Below are 19250 nucleotides of genomic sequence, written 5' to 3' on the forward strand. Positions count from 1 at the left end.
AATGGTTATTAAATGGGAGCGAAAAATCAAAAATAAAGGCAATGCTATTTTATCCGGTTTAGCTGCGTAGCAGCTTATCTGGAATTTTATCTAATTTTAGGCATAGCTGTAAGCAATCAGGAGATTTTTGGTGATTTTCCTTGAGAAGAAAAGCTTTTATTTGCTAAAATATTCATATCAAGGTTAACACAGAGGAGTATTTCCTATGGTAGGTCAGCAAGAAATAGAAGAGGAATTGTCCAACCAAGATTCTATGCTTGATGAACTAAATTTAATGCAGGAGGAAGAAGATAACGGTGATGAAGCCTATGAAACCGACAAATTAATATACGATCCTGAGAAAATTAATATTTTCACCAGAGAACCAACAATCGAGCAACTTTTAAGAAGAATTGATGAAGAAGCTCTTGATTTAGCACCCGATTTTCAGCGTCATGCAAATATCTGGAAAGATGAGGCTAAAAGTAGACTGATTGAGTCGATTCTAATTCGGATTCCATTACCAGCTTTTTATATAGATGGAACTGATGAAGATAAATGGTTGGTTGTCGATGGATTGCAACGACTATCTGCTCTTAAAGAATTTATGAGTGATAAAAAACTCAAGCTATGCGGTTTAGAATACTTAAGCAATTTGGAAGGCAAAACCTACGCTCAAATAGAGCGCCGATACCAACGGCGAATAGAAGAGACTCAGGTAACAGTCTATTTGATCGAAAAAGGTACACCTCCTGAAGTTAAATATAATATTTTTAAACGGATTAATACAGGGGGACTACCAATGTCTCCCCAAGAACTGCGTCATGCTTTGAACCCTGGGAAGGCGACAAAATTTTTAGCTCAACTTGCTACGTCTCCTGAATTTCAGCAAGTTACCAATCTCAGTAAATTACGTAAAATGCGTATGGACGATCGAGAATTTATTCTTGGCTTTTTAGCATTTACACTTACCTCTTACAAAGACTATAAAGATGACAAGAGAAACTCATTTCTAAGTCGAGCTTTGGCTAAAGTTAACAGTCTCCCTGAAGAACAATTAAAAAATATTGAAATTAATTTCAAAAAATCCATGCTGGCAGCACTTGAAATTTTTGGGAAAAAGGCTTTCCGTAAGATTTCTCAAAACCAGAAGAAACTTCATCCAATTAATAAAGCTTTATTTGAAAGTTGGTCAGTTAATCTCAGTCTACTTAGTAACGAACACATTAAACTATTGAAAGAGCGCCAGCAAAAATTAATTGAAAGATTTACTTACTATGTAGATAACGATGAAGATTTTCAGAAATCTATATCTCAGGCTGCGGATAAAATCGAGTACAGATTTACGATAGTTGAAAAAATAATTCAGGAGGTACTGGCATGATTACTTCGCTACGCTTACTCAATTTCAAGCCATTTGCCGATCAATTATTTGAGTTCAGAAAGCTAACTTTGTTTTCTGGTTTAAATAGCACGGGCAAATCTTCTGTATTGCAATCTTTACTGCTGCTGCGCCAATCTTATCAACAAGGTTTATTGCCAGAAAAAGGCTTGGCACTTAATGGTGATTTGGTGAGTATTGGTACAGCTCAAGATGCACTCTTTGAGGGTGCTCAAGAAGACTTAATTGGTTTTGATATAGTGTGGGAAAATAACCTGAATGGGGTATGGCGCTTTAAATATGACAAAGAGGTAGATGTGATGAATATCACCTTAAAAGCCGTCGATTATGATGTGTATAGTTCAACTCTTTTTAACAATAATTTTCACTACCTTAATGCTGAACGTATAGGGCCGCGCTCATTTAATGAAATGTCTGACTACCAAGTACGACAGCTCGGTCAACTTGGTACTAAAGGTGAATATACGGCACATTTTATTTCTGTTAATAAGCGTGAAGTTATTCCTAACAAAAATTTGGGTCATCCTAAAGTAAAATTAAAAGCAGAAAGAGATGAAACTTTGGTCAAGTCAATGGATTTGATCGATCAAGTGGAGGCATGGATGGGAGAAGTGAGCCCAGGTACGCGCCTCAAAATTGACGCTAAGCCCGATGTCGATTTGATGAGTTTTCAATACTCCTATGGAGATAGTAATCCTTATCGGGCAACTAATGTGGGATTTGGAATTAGCTACACTTTGCCGATCGTTGTGGCGGTACTTGCCTCAACACCAGGTACAATAATTATAATTGAAAATCCTGAAGCGCATCTCCATCCAAAAGGACAAGTTAAAATGGGTCAATTGTTAGCTTTGGCAGCGAGCGGTGGGGTTCAAGTTGTGATAGAAACTCACAGCGATCATGTTTTAAATGGGATTCGCCTTGCGGTTCACGGGGGCAAAATTGACCCGAAGGATGTTCAGTTGCATTACTTCCAGCGTCAAAATAAAGAAGGACAAGCTGTGACTGAGGTAATATCGCCAAAAATCGATCGCAACGGACGAATTGATCGATGGCCGTATGGTTTTTTTGATGAGTGGGATAATAGCTTGGAGATTTTGTTGGAACCGGCGGTGGAAGGAGAATAAGCGATGGATTTGGAGATGGTGTTTAATGAACTGTCGGCGCGAACTCTGGCTCCTGATATTTCTACGGCACGACAATGGATGGCAGAATTGATTAGGACGATGGTTGCAGCTAAAGGCTGTGGATTGAAGGCAATGCGTACTAAAGAAAATTTTTTGGCTATCATACTGGCAGAAAACTATCCTCTTTCTCGTTGGCTTAACGATCGTGAAGTTAATAAAGACGAGCGGACTTTTCTGAGAACGCTTGCAACTAAGACTCCTTTATCCGTTGATATTCCAGATATAGAGATTAAAATAAAAGTTGAAGACCCTGGTTGTGAGTTGAGTTTACAGGGTCTTCAATCCGAAAGCTTTAAAGTTGCTTACTACCTTGAAACATTAGTCATTAGTCTGCATTCAGAATTGCTGTGGAATGCTAGTCGTATCAACTTAGATTTGATACAAATTGATGAGAATGGAGAGCTAATAGAAGAAAGTGTAGAGGTTCTTCATGCTAGTCAGAAAAACCACGTTCTCGAACACGCTGATTGGATTAAGAAACGTCAGCAAACAGCGGTGGTTGACGGTTGGGAGCTTTGGAAACGTCGAGCTGAGTTATTTTCCAGCCTGGAATTTTGCGATCGCGTCAGCCAACAGATAGAAAGCCTTGTCGATCCGAAAATGTTACGACAAGTTGTCAGAAAGTTATTTGAGCTTGATGAATTATCTAAAAGCTGGACAGACGGAGCGCTAAATTTGGATAATCTTCCTAGTAAGGTATCTCCAGAGAGTGAGTCAAGACTTAAGCAGCTTAGAGAGCAACTAAATATTCAGTGTCTTGACGGGAAAAAGCGTATTTTCAGTTTGCACATCCGCATGACACCGGGAGCTTGGCGACTCCATTTCTGCACAGAATTAGGCCCCGGAAAGATAATCATTGGGTATATTGGCCCCAAAATAGAATGATTGACAGCGAATTGTGCTAGCAAATCCCCATAAACAGACATCTCACCAAAATTAACTTACTCGGAATTTCATCTGCGTTAATTTGCATTCATCGGCGGTTAAAAATCCCAATTATGCTAAATTTATTAATAACCATAAAAACCTTTATTAATCATAATGCAAAAACTACAAACAAGAGATATCAACCTCCGGTATCTAATCGATAACTTCGGCTTGCAGCGAGTTCGCAACAGCGAATTTTTCCGAGAATGGCAAGAAAACTTACCTGAAGTAACAGACTCAGAAAAACAATTGCTCGATCGCGTCCAAGACATATACTTCAACCTGGTAGACACCCCGCCTGTATTGGAAAATGCAGTCAAGCTAACAATCATCAGCCCCATTTTGTTTATTGCCGGTCTGTACGAGTCTCCTTTTCAAGTCAAAGCCGAAAAGTCGATCGCAATTCAAGAGGAAGACGAAGGCAGAATCATCGAAGGCAGAATAGATATCCTAATTATGAAAGCCAACTTGTGGGTGACAGTAATTGAATCCAAACAATTTTCGTTTTCAACTGACGAAGCACTTGCCCAACTCCTGACATATATGCTGGCAGATCCCAACCCAGAAACTCCTACTTTTGGCATGATTGCCACAGGTGCTAACTTCAATTTTGTCAAGTTATACCAGTTTGCCAAATAAGTGCTACAATGCTAGAAAAATAAGGGATATTTTATGAAGGTCAACTATCAAGAAAGAATTGATGCCACAGTCAAGGAGTTGAAAATAATTTTGTCACAACAACGAACTGTAATTAATCGACAAAAAATCCAAGCACTTTATTGCTTGAAAGCTGGCTATAGTCTAAGTCTGACAGATGTAGCTGAACGTTTAGGAGTACATAGAGTTACTGTACATAGATGGTTAAAAAAATATAGTATTGGCGGTCTATCAGGATTGTTAGAAATCGGGTACTCAACGGGTAGACCGCGAGTAATTTCCTCGGTCGTAATAGCTGGATTGTCAAAGAAGTTAAGTGATGAGTCCTGTGAATTCAAGAGTTATAAACAAGTTGCAAAATGGGTGGAAGACAACTATAAAGTATCAATTAATTATCACACATTATACAAACAATTACACTGTCGAATGAAAGCTAAACTTAAAGTACCAAGACGTTCCAGTATAAAAAAAGATGAGCAAGCAGCTATCAACTTCAAAAATACACTCCATGAATTACTTAAAATGGCTTGGTGGTTGGAGTCTACGACTCCTAATCCCGCCAAAAATGGGGTCAAATATTGGTGTCAGGATGAAACTAGAATTGGCTTAAAAACGATTGAAAGAAAAAGAATTACAGCTTTGGGAGTTAAGCCAAAAGGTAAAGTTCAATGGAATTTTAAAGCCTTCTATTTATATGGGGCAGTTGCCCCGAAAACCGGAGAAAGTTTTTGGTTATAGTTCTCACATTTAGATGGTCTATGCTTTCAAATGTTTTTAGACGGGTTAGCAGAACAATATCCGGAGCATTTAAATATTATCCAATTAGATAATGGGAGATTTCATCATGGTATTAAGCTAAAAATACCAGAGAATGTTATCTTGATATTCCAACCACCATACAGCCCTGAATTGAATCCAATTGAAAGAGTATGGCAACACATTAAACAAGAACTGAGTTGGGACATTTATGATGATTTAGATGGTCTCAAAGAAAAAGTTGGCGCTTATATTAAAGAATTTTCTACAGACACAATAGCATCTATAACTGGATGGGATTACATTTTGTCAGCCCTAGCTACTGTTGCATGATTTTTGAAAATTGGTATTAGTTAGAGGCGAAACTCCCCAGTATGCCCGATCGGCTGAATTTGTTATTTCCAATCCCGGCAATGAATTGTACCGCGTTTTGCAGATTTTAAAACGCCTGAGTCAACTGCCAGACTAGCAATAAAAGCCATTTTGAGTTATCTTTCAAAGCAGACAATATCTAATATCTCAAATTTCAAACTGGTGCGAGCATGATAAATTACTGGATAGTCGGCGGTTTGGCAATAGCTTCTGTCTGCTGGGCAGAAATAATCCGAGACTTTTATCACGTAGCCTCCCATTATTTGCCGCCGCTGTACAAGCTACACGCTTGGCATCACCGCGTTTTCCGCCCGAATTTGACCCCCGTCAGCGAGACAATTTACAAGCAAGCACACTGGCGTCACGACGTGCCCGAAGCTGCGGCGATGATGGTTTTAGGCTTGTTGCTGTGGGTTGTAGCTTATTTTGGGCTGCCGGAATATCACTGGGGCGCAGCAGCGGGTTGTATTTATACTTTAGGCTTTTTGTTGAGCGCGATCGCCCGCGGGTGCGGCATCAAAGGCGCAGACGAATTAACCGACATCACCCACCAACCGGGAGACTTCCTGACTCCCCCTGGCAAGTGGTTAGTTAATAAACCTTATCACTGGCGGCATCATTTCGACAATCAAAATGCTTACTATTGCGGTACTTTCACCTTAATAGATAAACTTATGGGTACAGCACTTTCTCTCAAAGGCAAAACTGTAGCCGTCACCGGTGCATCGGGAACTTTAGGACGTTCGCTTCTCAAACACCTGCACAAAGCTGGTGCAAAAGCGATCGCCCTCACCTCTGGAAATGAGGAAATTACTTTGAATTTAGACGGCGAAAATTTGCCTGTAAAAACCGTAACTTGGCAAGCTGGCCAAGAGGCAGACTTAGCCCTATTTTTAGAAAAAATTGATATTCTCGTCATCAATCACGGGATTAACGTACACGGAGAAAGAACAGGAGAGGCGATCGCCAACTCCTACGAAATTAACACTTTTTCCGCGTGGCGGCTGATGGAACTCTTTTTCTTAACAGTCCGCACTAACGAAAACATCGCTTGCAAAGAAGTCTGGATCAACACTTCCGAAGCAGAAGTAATTCCCGCTGTCAGTCCCCTGTACGAACTCAGCAAACGCGCCCTAGGAGATTTAGTCACTCTGCGGCGGCTAGACGCGCCCTGCATCGTTCGCAAACTCATTTTAGGGCCGTTTAAAAGCAACTTAAACCCGATCGGCATTATGTCGCCAGATTGGGTAGCACAGCAAATTGTCAAACAAGCTAAAGCCGATTCGCGCAATATCATCGTCACAATTAATCCTTTGACTTTTATAGTTTTTCCAGTCAAAGAGTTTTTTGTTTCTCTCTACTTCCAAATTTTCAGCCGGAAAGCAGTCTCTTTGACAGATCTAGAATTAGAGCGATCGGACGTTGAAGTAAGAACTAAGTAATATCAAATCCCGTTAAATCAACCTAATGCTTCTAGGGTTCTAGGTGAAGTACGCATGACTTACGCAGTACATTCGGGCTTCACCTAGTGAACGTACAGTGAGAATTGGTATTACTTCTTTCCTAGCAATTCTGCTCTCTTTAGAAGTAGTTTCAGCCTGCTTGGCAACAGTTGATTGAGATCCCAGCGATAACCAAGGTATTTCAAATGATTCCAAGGGTTCAGGAAACCTGTATGAAGATTAACAAACTCTGGCTGGGACTTACCGTTACGGGCAACCACAAAATAGGGTGGTTTGAGAGAAGGATCGACGTGATTGAGGGACATATATTCAATCACATAAGCCCAGCGGGTTTCCTGCGAAACATTAGGTGTGGTACTGTGAAGTGTCAGCGAGGAAAACAAAACAAGATCCCCCGCTTCTGCTTCAATGAAGAGTGGACTGTCAGGAGTTCCATCATACACAGCATAGTTACCTTCAAATTTGTGCGGCAGCCGTTTTTTGTGACTGCCCGGTTGTAACCACAGCCCACCATTTTCGGGGGTCATTCTGGTAAGTGCAATCCACAGTTGGTAGTGATTATCCTTAAGGTTGCTGTAGCCATTGTCCTGATGCCAAGGAAAGGTTTCTGCTCCCGGTCCTTTGGCTACTGCCTGATCCCACCGCACCCAGAAATTTGGACCAATGAATTGTGTAAGCAGTTCCACCAGTCGGGGTTGAGAGATGAAGTTTTGGATTTTTTCACTGTATTGGAATAGCTGACTGTGAAAAGTTAAGCTTCCTTTATTCAGATTATTGTCAATGTGCTTCGGATCGGCTTCTTTAATATCCTCGATCAGTGTTCTCATCTCGGCTTCTGAAAAAAAACCCCGGAGCTTAACATATCCATCTTGATTAAACTGATCGATTAATTGGGTTTCTCCCATCTGCTTTACCTCTTGAATCCAGTTCTCGGTTTTAGACAATGTTTGGTAGAAATTAAAGATTTAGTTAAGTTGCAACGGAGACGAAGAAGTCAAAGCAAACATGACTGCAAACTTGTAACTTTAGAAATCCGGTTTCTTGGAGAAACTGGATTTTTATATCTAAATTTTTTTGCCTGTCAGCTTAATTACTAACCTCAGCCATTTCAATCACGCGACCGTCGTAATCCTTGACCAAAAAATTCAGCGGCTTTTCCCGGCGAATTTTATAACTAATGCCGCGAGTTTGTACCCTCATCAATAGCTGATCCAAACATTCGCGATCGAAACAAACGTGACGCTGGCGATTTTTTTCCCCTACACCGGCCCCGCTAATAATGTGCAGTTGGGTATTTTTCATCAACTGATACCACAAACCCTCGGGACTCCCCATTGTTTGAGAGGTCGTTGCCCTCCCGACATTCGGCGACAAATACAGCGGATCGATACCTGTTGTCCCCAAAGTTTGCTCGTAATTGTAGTAGTAGTGCAGCGGCACTTCTGCTACTGGCAGGTTTAGCATACCTTCATAGAACTCCCTCGCTTGTCCGAGATCCGATACCATCACCGTGTGTACCTTCGGAGCACTGGTGAGAAACATCCACATCGCCCCCGCATAGGCGGCCAGCAGCATTACCATAATCCCTTGAGTCGAAAACAAGCTGTCCAGGGGCAGGGATGGCAAGAAAGAACTCAGGTGCAAAGGGTGAAGTGCAAGAGCCATAATACTAACTGCTAGAGTCATGAATTATAAGAAAGGGTAAACAACGAAATTTATCAAGATTGCAGTCGCGATCGCCCGCGAGACTTAAACTATTAGCTTAGCGTCCATCTATGTTAGCAAAAACTAGCGGTTAAGCCCTACCCGATGAAAGTCTTTGTCTACGGCACTCTCAAACCCGGGGAGTCCAACTACCTCCGCTACTGCGAAGGAAAAGTTGTGGATGCTTGCCCCGCGATCGCCCGCGGTCAACTTTTTGCGCTGCCGATCGGCTATCCTGCGATGGTGGCCGGAGATGGCACAGTCTGCGGTTTTCTCCTTTGTTTCGCAAACTCGGCTATTTTGGACGATTTAGACCGACTTGAAGATTATCATCCGCTGCAGGAACCGGCACAAAACGAATATCAGCGACAGGAAATCGAAATCTTCGATCGACATCTCAAACCTCTAGGGACGGCTTGGGCATACTTCATGTTACCCGATCGCGTTCGTTCCCTAGGAGGCCTCTGGCTGCCCCACGGCAGGTGGGAAAATCGGTTTTTCACCAAATAAGGTGGTTAATGCCGATGAGCTTAGGAACTTGCCATTGCAGTGCGATCCTCTTCGAGGGCTTCGCTAACGGGCGGCTCGAACCTGTAACCGTAACCCCGAATAGTTTTAATAAACTGCGATCTAGTAGCATCAACTTGAATCATTTTCTTGCGAATCTGACCGATATGTACGGTAACAAGTTGCTTTTCTCCTGTGTCGTCGAGCCACCTTTTTTAGGCAGCTCAGCTACTTTCGTTATTGTTCAAAACCGCAATCCTACTGCGCCTTTGGCAATTACTTTTGAGGGGTTGCTACACCAACTTTGGGAATATCCACGATCGGTGCATTCACCCCAAGCATCAAATCGTTGGGATTAACAATCTCTACCAGAGGCTCGTTCAAAGCCACAATCAAACCGTCAGATTCAGCAGGAACGGGCGATCGAGCAAACTGGGGCGCAAACCATTGGCGGCCGCCACCGACAGCAGACACCACCGCAATCAACAAAGCTGCGATTGCCCCTCCACGCCAAACCAAATTTCGTTTTGTCTTGCGTTCCACCCGCTGCAAAACCTTCGTCGCCAACTCCTGTGCAGATTGTTCCGCAGGAGGCACTGGCATTGTCTGAAAACTATGCTGCATCATCAGCAGTCGCGAGTACAAACGCTTCGTAGTGGGGTCATTTGTCAGCCAGTCCTCCACTTGCCGGCGTTCTGCCGCCGTCACTTCGCCGTCGAGGTAGGCACTCAGCAATTCAAAGCGATCGCGCATCATAGTAGTTACATTCCCCTGGGGATAATTTTTGTTAGCTTGAGTTTCAGCGAGTGAATCCCCGATACCTTGCTGATTCTGATTTTTATCCGATTCAAAGTTATAATTCATATTTCAAAATTGCTTTAATTGGGGGAAGAACGCAGTTGCGATTAGAATGATTTACTGCTTTTTTATATTTTAAAATAGAAGTTTTGACGTGACAGCAAACATCACCCAATCTTCTTGACCCGCCTCTAAAAACACTCTTGCTAATTACCATCGAGATATTTTTGCAATTCCAACTGCAATCTTTGGCGAGCTCTAGCAATTCTCGACTTTACAGTTCCCAGAGAAACTCCAGTCATTTCGGCTATTTCCTCATAGGCTAAACCTTCAATTTCTCTCAAAACAATTGTCGTGCGGAATACTTCGGGCAAATCTGCGATCGCCACCCGCAACTGGTCGTAAAATTCTCTAGTCGTCAAATCTTCATCAGGCCCCGGACTGTCGGCCGGAATTTCCCAATCAATCTCCCCATCTTCCAGAGCACGGGGTACGTCCAGAGAAAGCGGAGTTCGCACCCGCTTGCGCTTCCGCAACTCATCGTAAAACAAATTAGTCGCGATGCGGCTCAGCCAGCCCCGAAATTTAACAGGCTCTTGCAAGCGGTTAATATTGCGGTAGACTCGAATCCAGACTTCCTGAGCCAAGTCGGCTCGATCCTGCCAGTCAGGGGCCAAGTGATAGAGAACCCTGTCTACGTGGGACTGATACCGCTTCAACAGTTCTGAAAAGGCATTGCTTTCAGGTCGATTTCCTTCCTGACACCGCAACACCAAGTCATAATTAGAGAGTTTTTCGGCTGGCAATTGCACTCTTTGAACGGTCGCCACAACCGCAGACCAGGACACGGAAATAAAGTCGCTCATCGGTGGAATTGGCTCATCGAACATTCCACAGTTTTTGACGCTTGCAGATCCTAACAAGTTCCCCTCTTCAATCTAAAAATCTTAAATCTAAAATCTTAAATCCCTTGACTAATGCCCGACAAGCTCGCACGCTCCAATACTAACCCAACTGCTAGAACCGTCGGCCCAATGTTCCTTTTTCCAAATCGGTACATTGTGTTTGAGCGTATCTATCGCGTACTGGCAAGCTGCAAATGCCGAGTCCCGGTGGGGACAGCCAACAGCCACCAGTACGCTGATTTCTCCCACCTGCAAGTGTCCGACGCGGTGGTGAATGGCTACCCGATTGACATCGGCCCACTGGCGGCGGATTTCAGTAGCGATTTGCTGGAATACTCGCACGGCCATCGGTTCGTAAGCTTGATATTCTAGGGAAACTACAGCTTGACCGTCAGTTTGGTTGCGGACTGTACCGCTCATCATTACCACGGCTCCGTTCGCGGGGTCATCTGCCAAAGCGTATATTTCCCCTACAGACAACGGCGCTATCGTAATGGCGAAGCTGTCTGATTCATGGCGTTGAGGAATTGTGCCGATCGAAAGTGCAGCGAATGAGTTCATTGCCAAAGAAGTGTTGCTGGATATGTTAATCGATCTTGACACAAATCAAGTCGCCATGGATTTGTGTTGCATTCTTTTCGGGAACACAGGCAGGTCAATCTCGATCCAAATCTCGTAGCACGGGGGAGGGCCCGACGCCATCGCCCCGAACTTCTGCACCAGTGCGATCGGCTACAATATGACTCACCAAAACCAAATTAAGACCGTGCTTGAATACGAGCCGGATGCTTTTTTTATCTAAATTAACTGCCGGTATTGCTGTAGCAACTCAATAAATAAGCACAACAATAAGTAGTGTCATTCGCAACTCAGTACAAGCAAGTTCCAACCCCAATCCATAACTTTGTTCCCTTTTGAATGACACAGTTAAGTTTAATTCTGCCCTCCTACTTAATCCGCGTCGCGCAAATCTTTAGCAGCAGATGTAAACTTTATTTATTTTTTTGTTCCGGAAAGCTACTTAGATGACATGATATACCTGTGCAGGATTCAGGAAAATTGGCGACTACTCGGCACAACAAGACCGTAACGCCCTCTTGTGCCTTTTCTGAAACATAAGTTAATGGTTTGGGCTGTTAATTGAGGTTTTGACCTGAGTCTGCACCAACAAATGTTAACAACAATCACGAGGAAACTATGGAAGCACTAGCATTGAGCCACTCTTTTGTTGCTTATGAATCTCCAGAGTCCGAACTCCAAGTCAAGTCGTTAGACGAACTGGGCTTGAAAATTCCTAATTCTGCATGGGTAGGCGTTGCAGGTATTGCAGTAGCTCTATCTGTTCTGGGTACCCCCGGTGAAGCGCAGGCCGGTTGCTACAGACAACGCTGTGGTCATCGCAGCCATAACAGCTACGCCGAAGTTGCAACCAACGGCGGCCGACTCAATATCCGCCACCGCCCCAATGGCTGTTCTCATGTCATCGGCAAGTTGTACAATGGAGACAATGTGAAATTGACCGGTCGTTACAGAAACGGCTGGGCCCAACTCAAAGGCGGCGGCTGGGTGTCTACTTCCTGGCTTTCCTAACTCTTAACTAGATCGCTTTACATTTCTAGAAAGAGTTTTAATCGTTACCCGGCCATACTGGGTAACGATTATTGTAAAGAGGCGATCGATCCTGAAAATAATCGAATATCCGAAATTCATGACTAACAACTAACAGCCTAAACTTTACCGCCGCCGATCAGATAAAGTAATGCCATCCGCACCGCCACGCCGCTGGTAACTTGCTGAGAAATCAGGCTAAACTGGGCATCGTCCATCAAATCCGAACTAATTTCCACGCCGCGGTTAACCGGACCCGGGTGCAACACCTTCACATCCGGCTTGCAGAGTTTGAGCCGATCGCGCGTAATCCCGTACAAAGAATGGTACTCTCGTAAACTCGGCAGCAAATGGTCGCTCATCCGTTCCTTTTGCAGCCGCAAAGTCATCACAAAATCAGCATCGGCCAAAGCAGGTTCAAGCTGCCAGTGCAAAAATAATTTCCCTTCCCTACCATCGCCACACTCAGCAAACAACAGCGGCAGCAAAGTTGGCGGCCCGGCCAAATGAACCTCTGCCCCAGAAGCCGTTAGACTCCAAATATTAGACCTAGCCACCCGCGAATGCAAGATATCCCCCACCACAGCAATTTTTTTGCCCGCTAAAAGTTCCAGCTGCGGACGTTCGGTATCTAACAGAGCACAAATAGTAAATAAGTCTAGCAAACCTTGCGATGGGTGTTCGTGCTGGCCGTCTCCAGCATTCAGAACGCTAACTCTCGAACCCAAGCGATCCATTTCCGAAGCAATTGTGCTGGGAACTCCAGCTTGTTCGTGCCGGATCACCATTAAATCCGTTCCCATCGCCAGATAAGTCTTAGCCGTATCCAGAATAGTCTCCCCTTTTGTCAGAGAAGAACTTCCCGGGGTAAAATTTAGCGTATCCGCCGACAGACGCTTCGCCGCCAACTCAAAACTATTGCGAGTCCGGGTAGAAGGTTCAAAAAACAAATTCGCGACCACTTGACCCTGCAGGGCCGGCACTTTCTTCGTGCGGCGGCCGAGCACCTCCCGAAAACTGGCTGCTGTTTGCAGCACCGTATCGTATTCGTCCGAGGTAAAATCAGCCAGAGTGAGAATGTGTCGCCTTGTCCAAGTCATACAATTTTAGATTTGAGATTTGAGATTTTAGATTGACTCAATCAGGACGGACGATGGGTTTGGAACTTGCTTGTACGCCCGCTCTGCTGTCGCCTTTGAATCTTCGATCGACATTTAGGGATTGCGATCAACAGTATCCAACAATTTTCGATCGCTTTTGCCGTCAGTAGAGTTATAATCAGCTTATGTAGCTATGACCCACTCTCACAGCGAACCCAGCGTCGAAGGTAAAACAGGTGCGGTTTACCCGCAGGAAAGCGGAAATTAGGCTGTAGCAGCGAAAAAGCATTAGTTGCAGTTTCTCGCACGCCAACTCAGCCTTGTCAAAAACAAGCCATCCGCAGCCCTTGCATCTGCCACTATGTGAAAACAGTCGAGGAGGCAAACCTCCCAGTGCCGATCGACAGCATATAGCGGGACATTCTAAAGATGATTAATTCTTTGAAGTCGGTCTTGACTCTTCAGTCCTGCTTATAGCCCCTTGTCAAAACGAACTATGTTAAGATACAAGTTGAATATGTAGCTTCCCGACAAAAATCTACACGTATCTTGGCGAGACTGTTCTTGGCGAAACTGCGGTAAAAAGTGTGAGCTGGGAAGTGGTAATTACACAAGATTTAAACAATTCAAGAGGTATTATGAGCCAGCAGGTTATACAGCCGATGGTTAAGTTCCAGCGTCAGGTGCATTCTCTCGTCACGTCTGACATTATCAAACCGACAGACAGCATTTGGAAAATTGCTCTGCTTTACGGCGACGAATGGCCTTACTGGAAACAGCAACTCCTAGAGTTTGATTTTTCTATGCAAGACCCGGTGAGCGAGTTGATAGCTGTAGAAGCTTGGGACGAGGAATAACAGAGGAGACGGAGGACTTGGGTGTCGGATAGAAATTCCGAGGCAATTGGGTAAATTCGATCGATAAATTTCCGTTGCTACCTTCTTCCCTCTTCACTCTTCCCTCTTCCCTTTGCCGTCTTCCTCATGACTTTTGACTGTTGACTTCTAACTTCTGTTAAAGCGAAGCTGCTAAAGCTCGAGCTAATTGTTGAGCAGTTTGAAAGCGATCCCCAGGCTTAGCTGCCGTAGTTCGCAAAATGGTTTCCCGCAGCTTCGGGGCGATGGTCGGAATATTTTCGAGCTTAAACCCGTAACCTCGAGCTATTTTCCCGTAAAACTTTTGAGGGCTTTGGGCCGTCAGCAAAAAAATCAAAGTAGGTCCAATAGCATATAAATCCGACTGAGGGAGAGGCTGTCCCCGGTCTTGTTCTGGTGCGGTGTAGCCTTCAACGCCGATGCGAGTCCCTGGAGGAGTGCCGATTTCTTTAACGGCACCAAAATCCAGCAGTGTAATGCCATTGTCCCGGTGGCGCACCAACAAATTAGCAGGTTTAATATCCCGGTGGACGATCGGGGGTTTTTGAGAGTGAATGTAGTCCAAAACCTCACAGGTTTGGATCATCCACTCTATTGCCTGTTGGGGAGCAACAGGCCCGCGGTTGTAGATGCGTTTTTCTAAATCCTCGCCGTGGAGCATTTCCATCACCAAGTATTTTTTCCCCCCTTCCACAAAAAAGTCAAAAAACTGAGGAATTCCCGGATGGTGGAGGGCCTTGAGAGTTTTAGCTTCACGTTCAAAAAGTTCTTGAGCTTTGACTATTTGAGCCATATCAGCATTCATTTCCTTGAGGACTACCAGAGAAGCAGCAGGGGAACTTCCGGGTTGTTGAGCTTTCGCTTTATCTCGATCCCAGGCTAAAGTCGTTGTCCCCATACCCCCTTGGCCCAAAGTTCGCAGCACTTGGTAGTGACGGACTGTGCGCTCGACTTTAATTGGTTCACCGCAGTGAATGCAGAATACATTCCCCGGCGGGTTTCCCGCGTGGCTACAGCGCGGGGCGGCGAGATTGACGGTGGGGTTCGCCTCAATCTTGCCCCCGAGTTGAATATTAATAACTTGGAAATGCAGAATTGGCCCGCCCCGCGCCAACTGGATCAGGGCACCGTTGAATATCCAACCCTGAGACATGAGAATACCGTTAACCAAAGTGCCATTTGTTCCCGAATTGACTAAGTACCACTGATGGTGGGTGCCGCTATTAACTCTTTGCAATTCCAGATGCTGCCGCGACACTAAAGCATTGGGGATGACAACGTGATTTTCAGGAGAGCGGCCGATGCGCACAATGGACTCGCTCTCGAAACTCCACTGTTGGAGGGGTTTCTGTTGTTCGGGATCTAAAAGGGTCAGCAGCATTTTCGATTTATGTGATTAATCTCCATGATTGCGTAGTGGCGGGCGATCGGGAATTTATAGGTTTAGAGCATGGGGCATCAAGCAATTAAAATTTAAATATTAAGAATTAAAAATTAAGAATTCATAAGCGATCGGGAGTTTTAATTTTTAATTTTTAATTCTTCAATAGTCCGGACTCTTTGGAGTTCCTAGTCTGAAACCCTTGATTTTCCGTTGGCAGATCCTGTCCCTCGCCAAGCGTTGCCCTTCGAGAGGAGCGCCCTGAAACCCATATTCTACCGTGGGCAATCAAAAACTTTCCGAAGTGTTGATTCTTAACAATAAACAACTCACAACAAACGCGGTTATTCCCCGATTAGTTTCAGCCGTTAGTTTCATCAAATCTTTATAATATCCTGATTTTTATTAAAGATTGTGTAATATTTTAGTCTCGTGTTTTTTTTTGTATTTATCTGTAATATTACTGATAAGTACCGGGACTTTAAAAGTCAAAACGATCAAACAGTTTAGAACACAAAGAATACGTTCACAATGGCTAAACTTTTGCGTAAATTTTCTATGGCTGCGACCGTCGCTGTTGTAGGATTGGTCTTGACTGGGGCAAACTCAGCACAAGCTGCCTCACTTAATTTTAGTTTAAGTTTTTTTGATTCGACTGACTCTCTAGTAGGCGAAGGAGCTTTCAGCTATGATGACTCGACTCCTTATCAAGATACTATTTTGTCTGGCTTCTCATTGCCGCCTCTAGAAATTAAAGCTACAGATCAATGGTTTGCGCTCACAAGCTTTTCTGCAACCATATTGGGGAAGTCGTGGAATTTGTCTCAAGCCACAGCAGGGGGCAGGGGTGAATTGCTTTCTCCTTTGCTGTGGGCGCCGCTCGATCCCATCAAAACACGAGTTGTCTATAATGCTTATCCGGGCGCTAATATTATCCCTAGATTAGCAGAGCAATGGGATTTTGGTAATTATCGCACTTTGCCAGCTTTGGGAATATTTGGCAATAGTTCGGGTACAGAGGGAAACAGAATGAGTTGGAGACAATCAGCTTACGGGCAATCCAACGGACTACCGACAAACGGCGGATATGTGATAGCACAAGAAGTCCAACCATGCCCTGAAAACTCAGAGGCTGTTCCCGAACCTGCAACAATCGCAGGTTTAACTCTGGCGGCCGCTGGCTTGGGGGCGGCCAAGAGAAAGTTTGCAGCATCCAAATTCTAAAATCGAAATGCGCCTACCTGCGCCCGAATGATAATTGCCGTGATATTGTCGTGACCGTTGCGTTTGTTGCCCAGTTCAATCAACTGGGCAACTCCCTGGTCGAGATCGGCTTGGGGATTAAACAGGGGTTCGAGAGTGTTCTGCCAGTGAGTTTCCAACAAATCATTATCTGTCAGGCCGTCGGAAGCCAAAATCAATAAAGTATCTTCGCACAAGTCTAAAAACTGCACCTCAGGCTTGAGAAAATTACCGTCTCGCGGACCGATGGCTTGAGTTAGTTGATAGGCGTCGGGACGGGCATAAGCAGTTTCCGGGTCAACCCCGCGCTTAATTTCGCGCTGGCCTACTTCGTGGTCTGAGGTAATTTTTTCTAGGGTTTGTCCCTTTCTCAGTCGGTAGAGGCGACTGTCGCCGACGTGGGCAACGGCGAATTTGGTGTCTTGAACTAACACGGCGACTAGAGTTGTACCCATGCGGGCGCTGCCGGAGCGTCCGTCTTTTTGATTGATTTCAAAGATGGCTTTGTTGGCTAGCAGCACTCCCTCGCGGATGGTGTCTGCCGGAGGTAGTTGATTTTCCCAACTGGTTTGAAAAAATTCTCTGAGGGTTTCAGCGGCTAGTTGACTGGCTACTTCTCCCCTGTCGTGTCCGCCCATGCCGTCGCAGAGAATGTAAAGCCCTTTGGTTTGAAAGATGCGACCGAAGGAGCTTTCGAGTTTGTTGAGCTGAGTCCAGATGCTGAAGAAGTCTTCGTTGTGGTCGCGCGTGCGGCCGACATCGGTGAGGCCTGCGTCTTCTAAGCTGTAAATCTGGAGCGGCATCGGCTGGGTTAAGACCTCGTCAACGTCGGGGAGGGACTCGTCTGGGCCGCAATGCTCGCGCTCGGGGGTTGAGGTTGGTGAAGGTGCGGGTTGGAGTTCGAGGGGAACAGTTTCTAGGCGCGATCGTAATTCTTCGATTGTGTTAATCTCGCCTCTGTACATTTGTTGCAGCAGGTCGAGCAATGGGTCAAACTGAGTGCGACGATCGGACTGGCTAAATATCACCTGCCACAGTTGCCCCAAATCTACCAGTTGCAGGTTTGAGCCGGCGGGTTCGGGATAGAGGTATTGCAGCCGCAAAGAAGCTAAGGAAAAGGAAGAGTCGGGGTTGACTCGCAAATTTGTCAGTTCCAACAAGCTTTGCCGACAGCGCCAGGGTTCTAGGGCAGCCCAGAGTTCTGTCATTTCGTGCAGCCAGTATAAAATTTGCTGGGTGGAAGTTTCGGGTTGACTCCACCGTTCCAGCAGCAGCGGCCATTGGGAGCAGTCTTCTAGCAGCAGCACTGCCTGTTCGTTGTCTGACCAACTATCGTGAATTACTGGCAGGTTTTGAGAAAATTGCCACCGGAGTGCCAAATAAGGTTCAGCTATGCCTTGGCAAAGCTCTGCTAAGGCGGAATTGGTCGAATTTTCTCCGCCTTGGATGGCGCCGGTGTAAGGGGAGGTTCGTTTGGCGACGCTGGCCGAGTTGGCTGCTAGCAGGGCTTTGAGGGGTGACATTTCCAGCGGCTGACAGTCCAATACTGTGACTGCTACTGTGTCTGAGCGTTTTCTCGGCGGCACGGTTTCTAGGAGTTGGTAGCGCTGCTGAGTGTCTAAATAAGCTCCTGCTGGCTGGGAAGGGATGACATATTCTGAATTGGGCACGGGGAATTCTGGAGATTGAGGGGAGATGTCAGCTCTGTTGGGGCTGTCGGAGTCCTCTGTTGCTTCCTGGATTTGTTTGGGCTGTGGTGCGGTTGTAAAATTGCGTTCAGATGGGGTTATTTCGCCCTCTGGTGCTGTATTAGAGATTTTTTCGGTTGTTTGAAAGGAGGCTGGTGCGATCGCCCCTACGGCGGCCACAGCGTCTATTTCTCGGCTGCTGAATTCGCCGTCGCTTGGCTGTGGAGAAGTTGGTTCGACGGCTGTTCGGGGTTCGGCTGGGGTGGTTATTTCTGTTTTAATCGCGTCTGCGATTTGTTCAGGAGAGTTTTGGGGCGATGCGGTTTCTGGAACTATGTCTGGTTTTTGCCGAAACTCGGGTGGGGGTAGGGTGGATTCGTCTGGCTCGACTGCTGGAAAATTTGATCGACCGCAGATAATAGCCCGCCACACTTGACCTGTTGCGACGCCGCAATTCTGACATAATGCGGCGCTAAAAGCGACTTGGGCACCGCATTCGTGGCAAGGTTTGTAAATTAGGGAATTTCCGCATTGTTGACAAAACTTGTTTGGATTGGGATTTTCAAATTGGCAGCGGGGACACAGAAGCATAGGGGTTTTAAATTGGAGATTTGCGATCGAGTTTGGCGGTGGGGGAGTTGTGGGTTTTGGCCTGTGAGTTATGAGTTATGAGTTTTGGGCCTGACTCGCAACGGATGA

General features: G+C 45.3%; 20 protein-coding genes and 1 pseudogene. 12 read left to right on the plus strand and 9 right to left on the minus strand.

Features of this window, described 5'->3' with window-relative positions:
* Positions 1 to 205: 205 nt before the first annotated feature.
* The 8 genes from QUA99_RS20220 to QUA99_RS20255 all read left to right on the plus strand — a co-directional run bounded on the left by QUA99_RS20220 (position 206) and on the right by QUA99_RS20255 (position 6722).
* The gene (locus QUA99_RS20220) at positions 206 to 1363 is read left to right on the plus strand and encodes a DUF262 domain-containing protein (RefSeq protein WP_333240097.1); all 1158 of its coding nucleotides are present in this window, start codon (positions 206 to 208) and stop codon (positions 1361 to 1363) included.
* Positions 1360 to 2508 (plus strand): DUF3696 domain-containing protein, encoded by a 1149-nt coding sequence (locus QUA99_RS20225; RefSeq protein ID WP_333240099.1) that lies wholly within the window; start codon positions 1360 to 1362, stop codon positions 2506 to 2508. Before QUA99_RS20220 ends, QUA99_RS20225 begins: the two co-directional genes overlap by 4 nt.
* 3 nt (positions 2509 to 2511) lie before the next feature.
* Positions 2512 to 3453: a hypothetical protein gene (locus QUA99_RS20230; RefSeq protein ID WP_333240100.1), complete on the plus strand. Its 942-nt coding sequence runs from the start codon at positions 2512 to 2514 to the stop codon at positions 3451 to 3453.
* A 156-nt stretch (positions 3454 to 3609) separates the two neighbouring features.
* A complete protein-coding gene (locus QUA99_RS20235; protein WP_333240102.1) occupies positions 3610 to 4134 on the plus strand; it encodes a restriction endonuclease subunit R in 525 nt (174 codons plus the stop codon).
* A gap of 33 nt (positions 4135 to 4167) precedes the next feature.
* Entirely contained in the window at positions 4168 to 4890 is a 723-nt protein-coding gene (locus QUA99_RS20240; protein ID WP_333240104.1) for an IS630 family transposase, read from the plus strand.
* 30 nt (positions 4891 to 4920) lie between these two features.
* Complete coding sequence (locus QUA99_RS20245; protein ID WP_333240106.1) at positions 4921 to 5241, plus strand: transposase; 321 nt, start codon at positions 4921 to 4923, stop codon at positions 5239 to 5241.
* A gap of 10 nt (positions 5242 to 5251) precedes the next feature.
* Positions 5252 to 5377: a hypothetical protein gene (locus QUA99_RS20250; RefSeq protein ID WP_333240108.1), complete on the plus strand. Its 126-nt coding sequence runs from the start codon at positions 5252 to 5254 to the stop codon at positions 5375 to 5377.
* Between the two features lie 73 nt (positions 5378 to 5450).
* Positions 5451 to 6722 (plus strand): bifunctional sterol desaturase/short chain dehydrogenase, encoded by a 1272-nt coding sequence (locus QUA99_RS20255; RefSeq protein ID WP_333240110.1) that lies wholly within the window; start codon positions 5451 to 5453, stop codon positions 6720 to 6722.
* A 110-nt stretch (positions 6723 to 6832) separates the two neighbouring features.
* On the opposite strand, the gene QUA99_RS20260 is transcribed toward QUA99_RS20255, so the two are convergent.
* Positions 6833 to 7648 (minus strand): phytanoyl-CoA dioxygenase family protein, encoded by an 816-nt coding sequence (locus QUA99_RS20260; RefSeq protein ID WP_333240112.1) that lies wholly within the window; start codon positions 7646 to 7648, stop codon positions 6833 to 6835.
* 181 nt (positions 7649 to 7829) lie between these two features.
* Positions 7830 to 8429 carry a glyoxalase-like domain protein gene (locus QUA99_RS20265; RefSeq protein ID WP_333240114.1) on the minus strand — a complete coding sequence of 200 codons (600 nt, stop codon included), beginning with the start codon at positions 8427 to 8429 and terminating at the stop codon, positions 7830 to 7832.
* A gap of 123 nt (positions 8430 to 8552) precedes the next feature.
* Here QUA99_RS20265 and QUA99_RS20270 point away from each other — a divergent pair, with 123 nt between their 5' ends.
* Positions 8553 to 8957: a gamma-glutamylcyclotransferase gene (locus tag QUA99_RS20270; protein ID WP_333240116.1), complete on the plus strand. Its 405-nt coding sequence runs from the start codon at positions 8553 to 8555 to the stop codon at positions 8955 to 8957.
* 20 nt (positions 8958 to 8977) lie between these two features.
* On the opposite strand, the pseudogene QUA99_RS20275 reads toward QUA99_RS20270, so the two are convergent.
* The 4 genes and pseudogenes from QUA99_RS20275 to QUA99_RS20290 all read right to left on the minus strand — a co-directional run.
* A pseudogene (locus QUA99_RS20275) lies at positions 8978 to 9145 on the minus strand (winged helix-turn-helix domain-containing protein); the annotation flags it as partial.
* A gap of 85 nt (positions 9146 to 9230) precedes the next feature.
* Positions 9231 to 9818 (minus strand): zf-HC2 domain-containing protein, encoded by a 588-nt coding sequence (locus QUA99_RS20280; RefSeq protein WP_333240118.1) that lies wholly within the window; start codon positions 9816 to 9818, stop codon positions 9231 to 9233.
* 140 nt (positions 9819 to 9958) lie between these two features.
* A complete protein-coding gene (locus tag QUA99_RS20285) occupies positions 9959 to 10618 on the minus strand; it encodes a sigma-70 family RNA polymerase sigma factor (protein ID WP_333240190.1) in 660 nt (219 codons plus the stop codon).
* 108 nt (positions 10619 to 10726) lie between these two features.
* Positions 10727 to 11218 carry a molybdenum cofactor biosynthesis protein MoaE gene (locus tag QUA99_RS20290; RefSeq protein ID WP_333240120.1) on the minus strand — a complete coding sequence of 164 codons (492 nt, stop codon included), beginning with the start codon at positions 11216 to 11218 and terminating at the stop codon, positions 10727 to 10729.
* Positions 11219 to 11869: 651 nt separating this feature from the next.
* On the opposite strand from QUA99_RS20290, the gene QUA99_RS20295 reads away from it, so the two are divergent.
* A complete protein-coding gene (locus tag QUA99_RS20295; protein WP_333240121.1) occupies positions 11870 to 12247 on the plus strand; it encodes an SH3 domain-containing protein in 378 nt (125 codons plus the stop codon).
* 137 nt (positions 12248 to 12384) lie between these two features.
* On the opposite strand, the gene QUA99_RS20300 is transcribed toward QUA99_RS20295, so the two are convergent.
* Positions 12385 to 13365, minus strand: coding sequence for an aspartate carbamoyltransferase catalytic subunit (locus QUA99_RS20300; protein WP_333240123.1), 981 nt, complete (start codon positions 13363 to 13365; stop codon positions 12385 to 12387).
* Positions 13366 to 14003: 638 nt separating this feature from the next.
* On the opposite strand from QUA99_RS20300, the gene QUA99_RS20305 reads away from it, so the two are divergent.
* Complete coding sequence (locus QUA99_RS20305) at positions 14004 to 14222, plus strand: DUF4327 family protein (protein WP_006631282.1); 219 nt, start codon at positions 14004 to 14006, stop codon at positions 14220 to 14222.
* A gap of 157 nt (positions 14223 to 14379) precedes the next feature.
* Here QUA99_RS20305 and QUA99_RS20310 read toward each other — a convergent pair whose 3' ends face one another.
* Positions 14380 to 15621 (minus strand): protein kinase domain-containing protein, encoded by a 1242-nt coding sequence (locus QUA99_RS20310; protein WP_333240125.1) that lies wholly within the window; start codon positions 15619 to 15621, stop codon positions 14380 to 14382.
* 558 nt (positions 15622 to 16179) lie between these two features.
* On the opposite strand from QUA99_RS20310, the gene QUA99_RS20315 reads away from it, so the two are divergent.
* Positions 16180 to 16845 (plus strand): PEP-CTERM sorting domain-containing protein, encoded by a 666-nt coding sequence (locus QUA99_RS20315; protein WP_333240127.1) that lies wholly within the window; start codon positions 16180 to 16182, stop codon positions 16843 to 16845.
* On the opposite strand, the gene QUA99_RS20320 is transcribed toward QUA99_RS20315, so the two are convergent.
* Positions 16842 to 19142: a serine/threonine phosphatase gene (locus QUA99_RS20320; RefSeq protein ID WP_333240130.1), complete on the minus strand. Its 2301-nt coding sequence runs from the start codon at positions 19140 to 19142 to the stop codon at positions 16842 to 16844. The genes QUA99_RS20315 and QUA99_RS20320 overlap by 4 nt on opposite strands.
* Between the last annotated feature and the right edge of the window lie 108 nt (positions 19143 to 19250).

Source organism: Microcoleus sp. F10-B2 (assembly GCF_036704965.1).
GTDB lineage: Bacteria > Cyanobacteriota > Cyanobacteriia > Cyanobacteriales > Microcoleaceae > Microcoleus.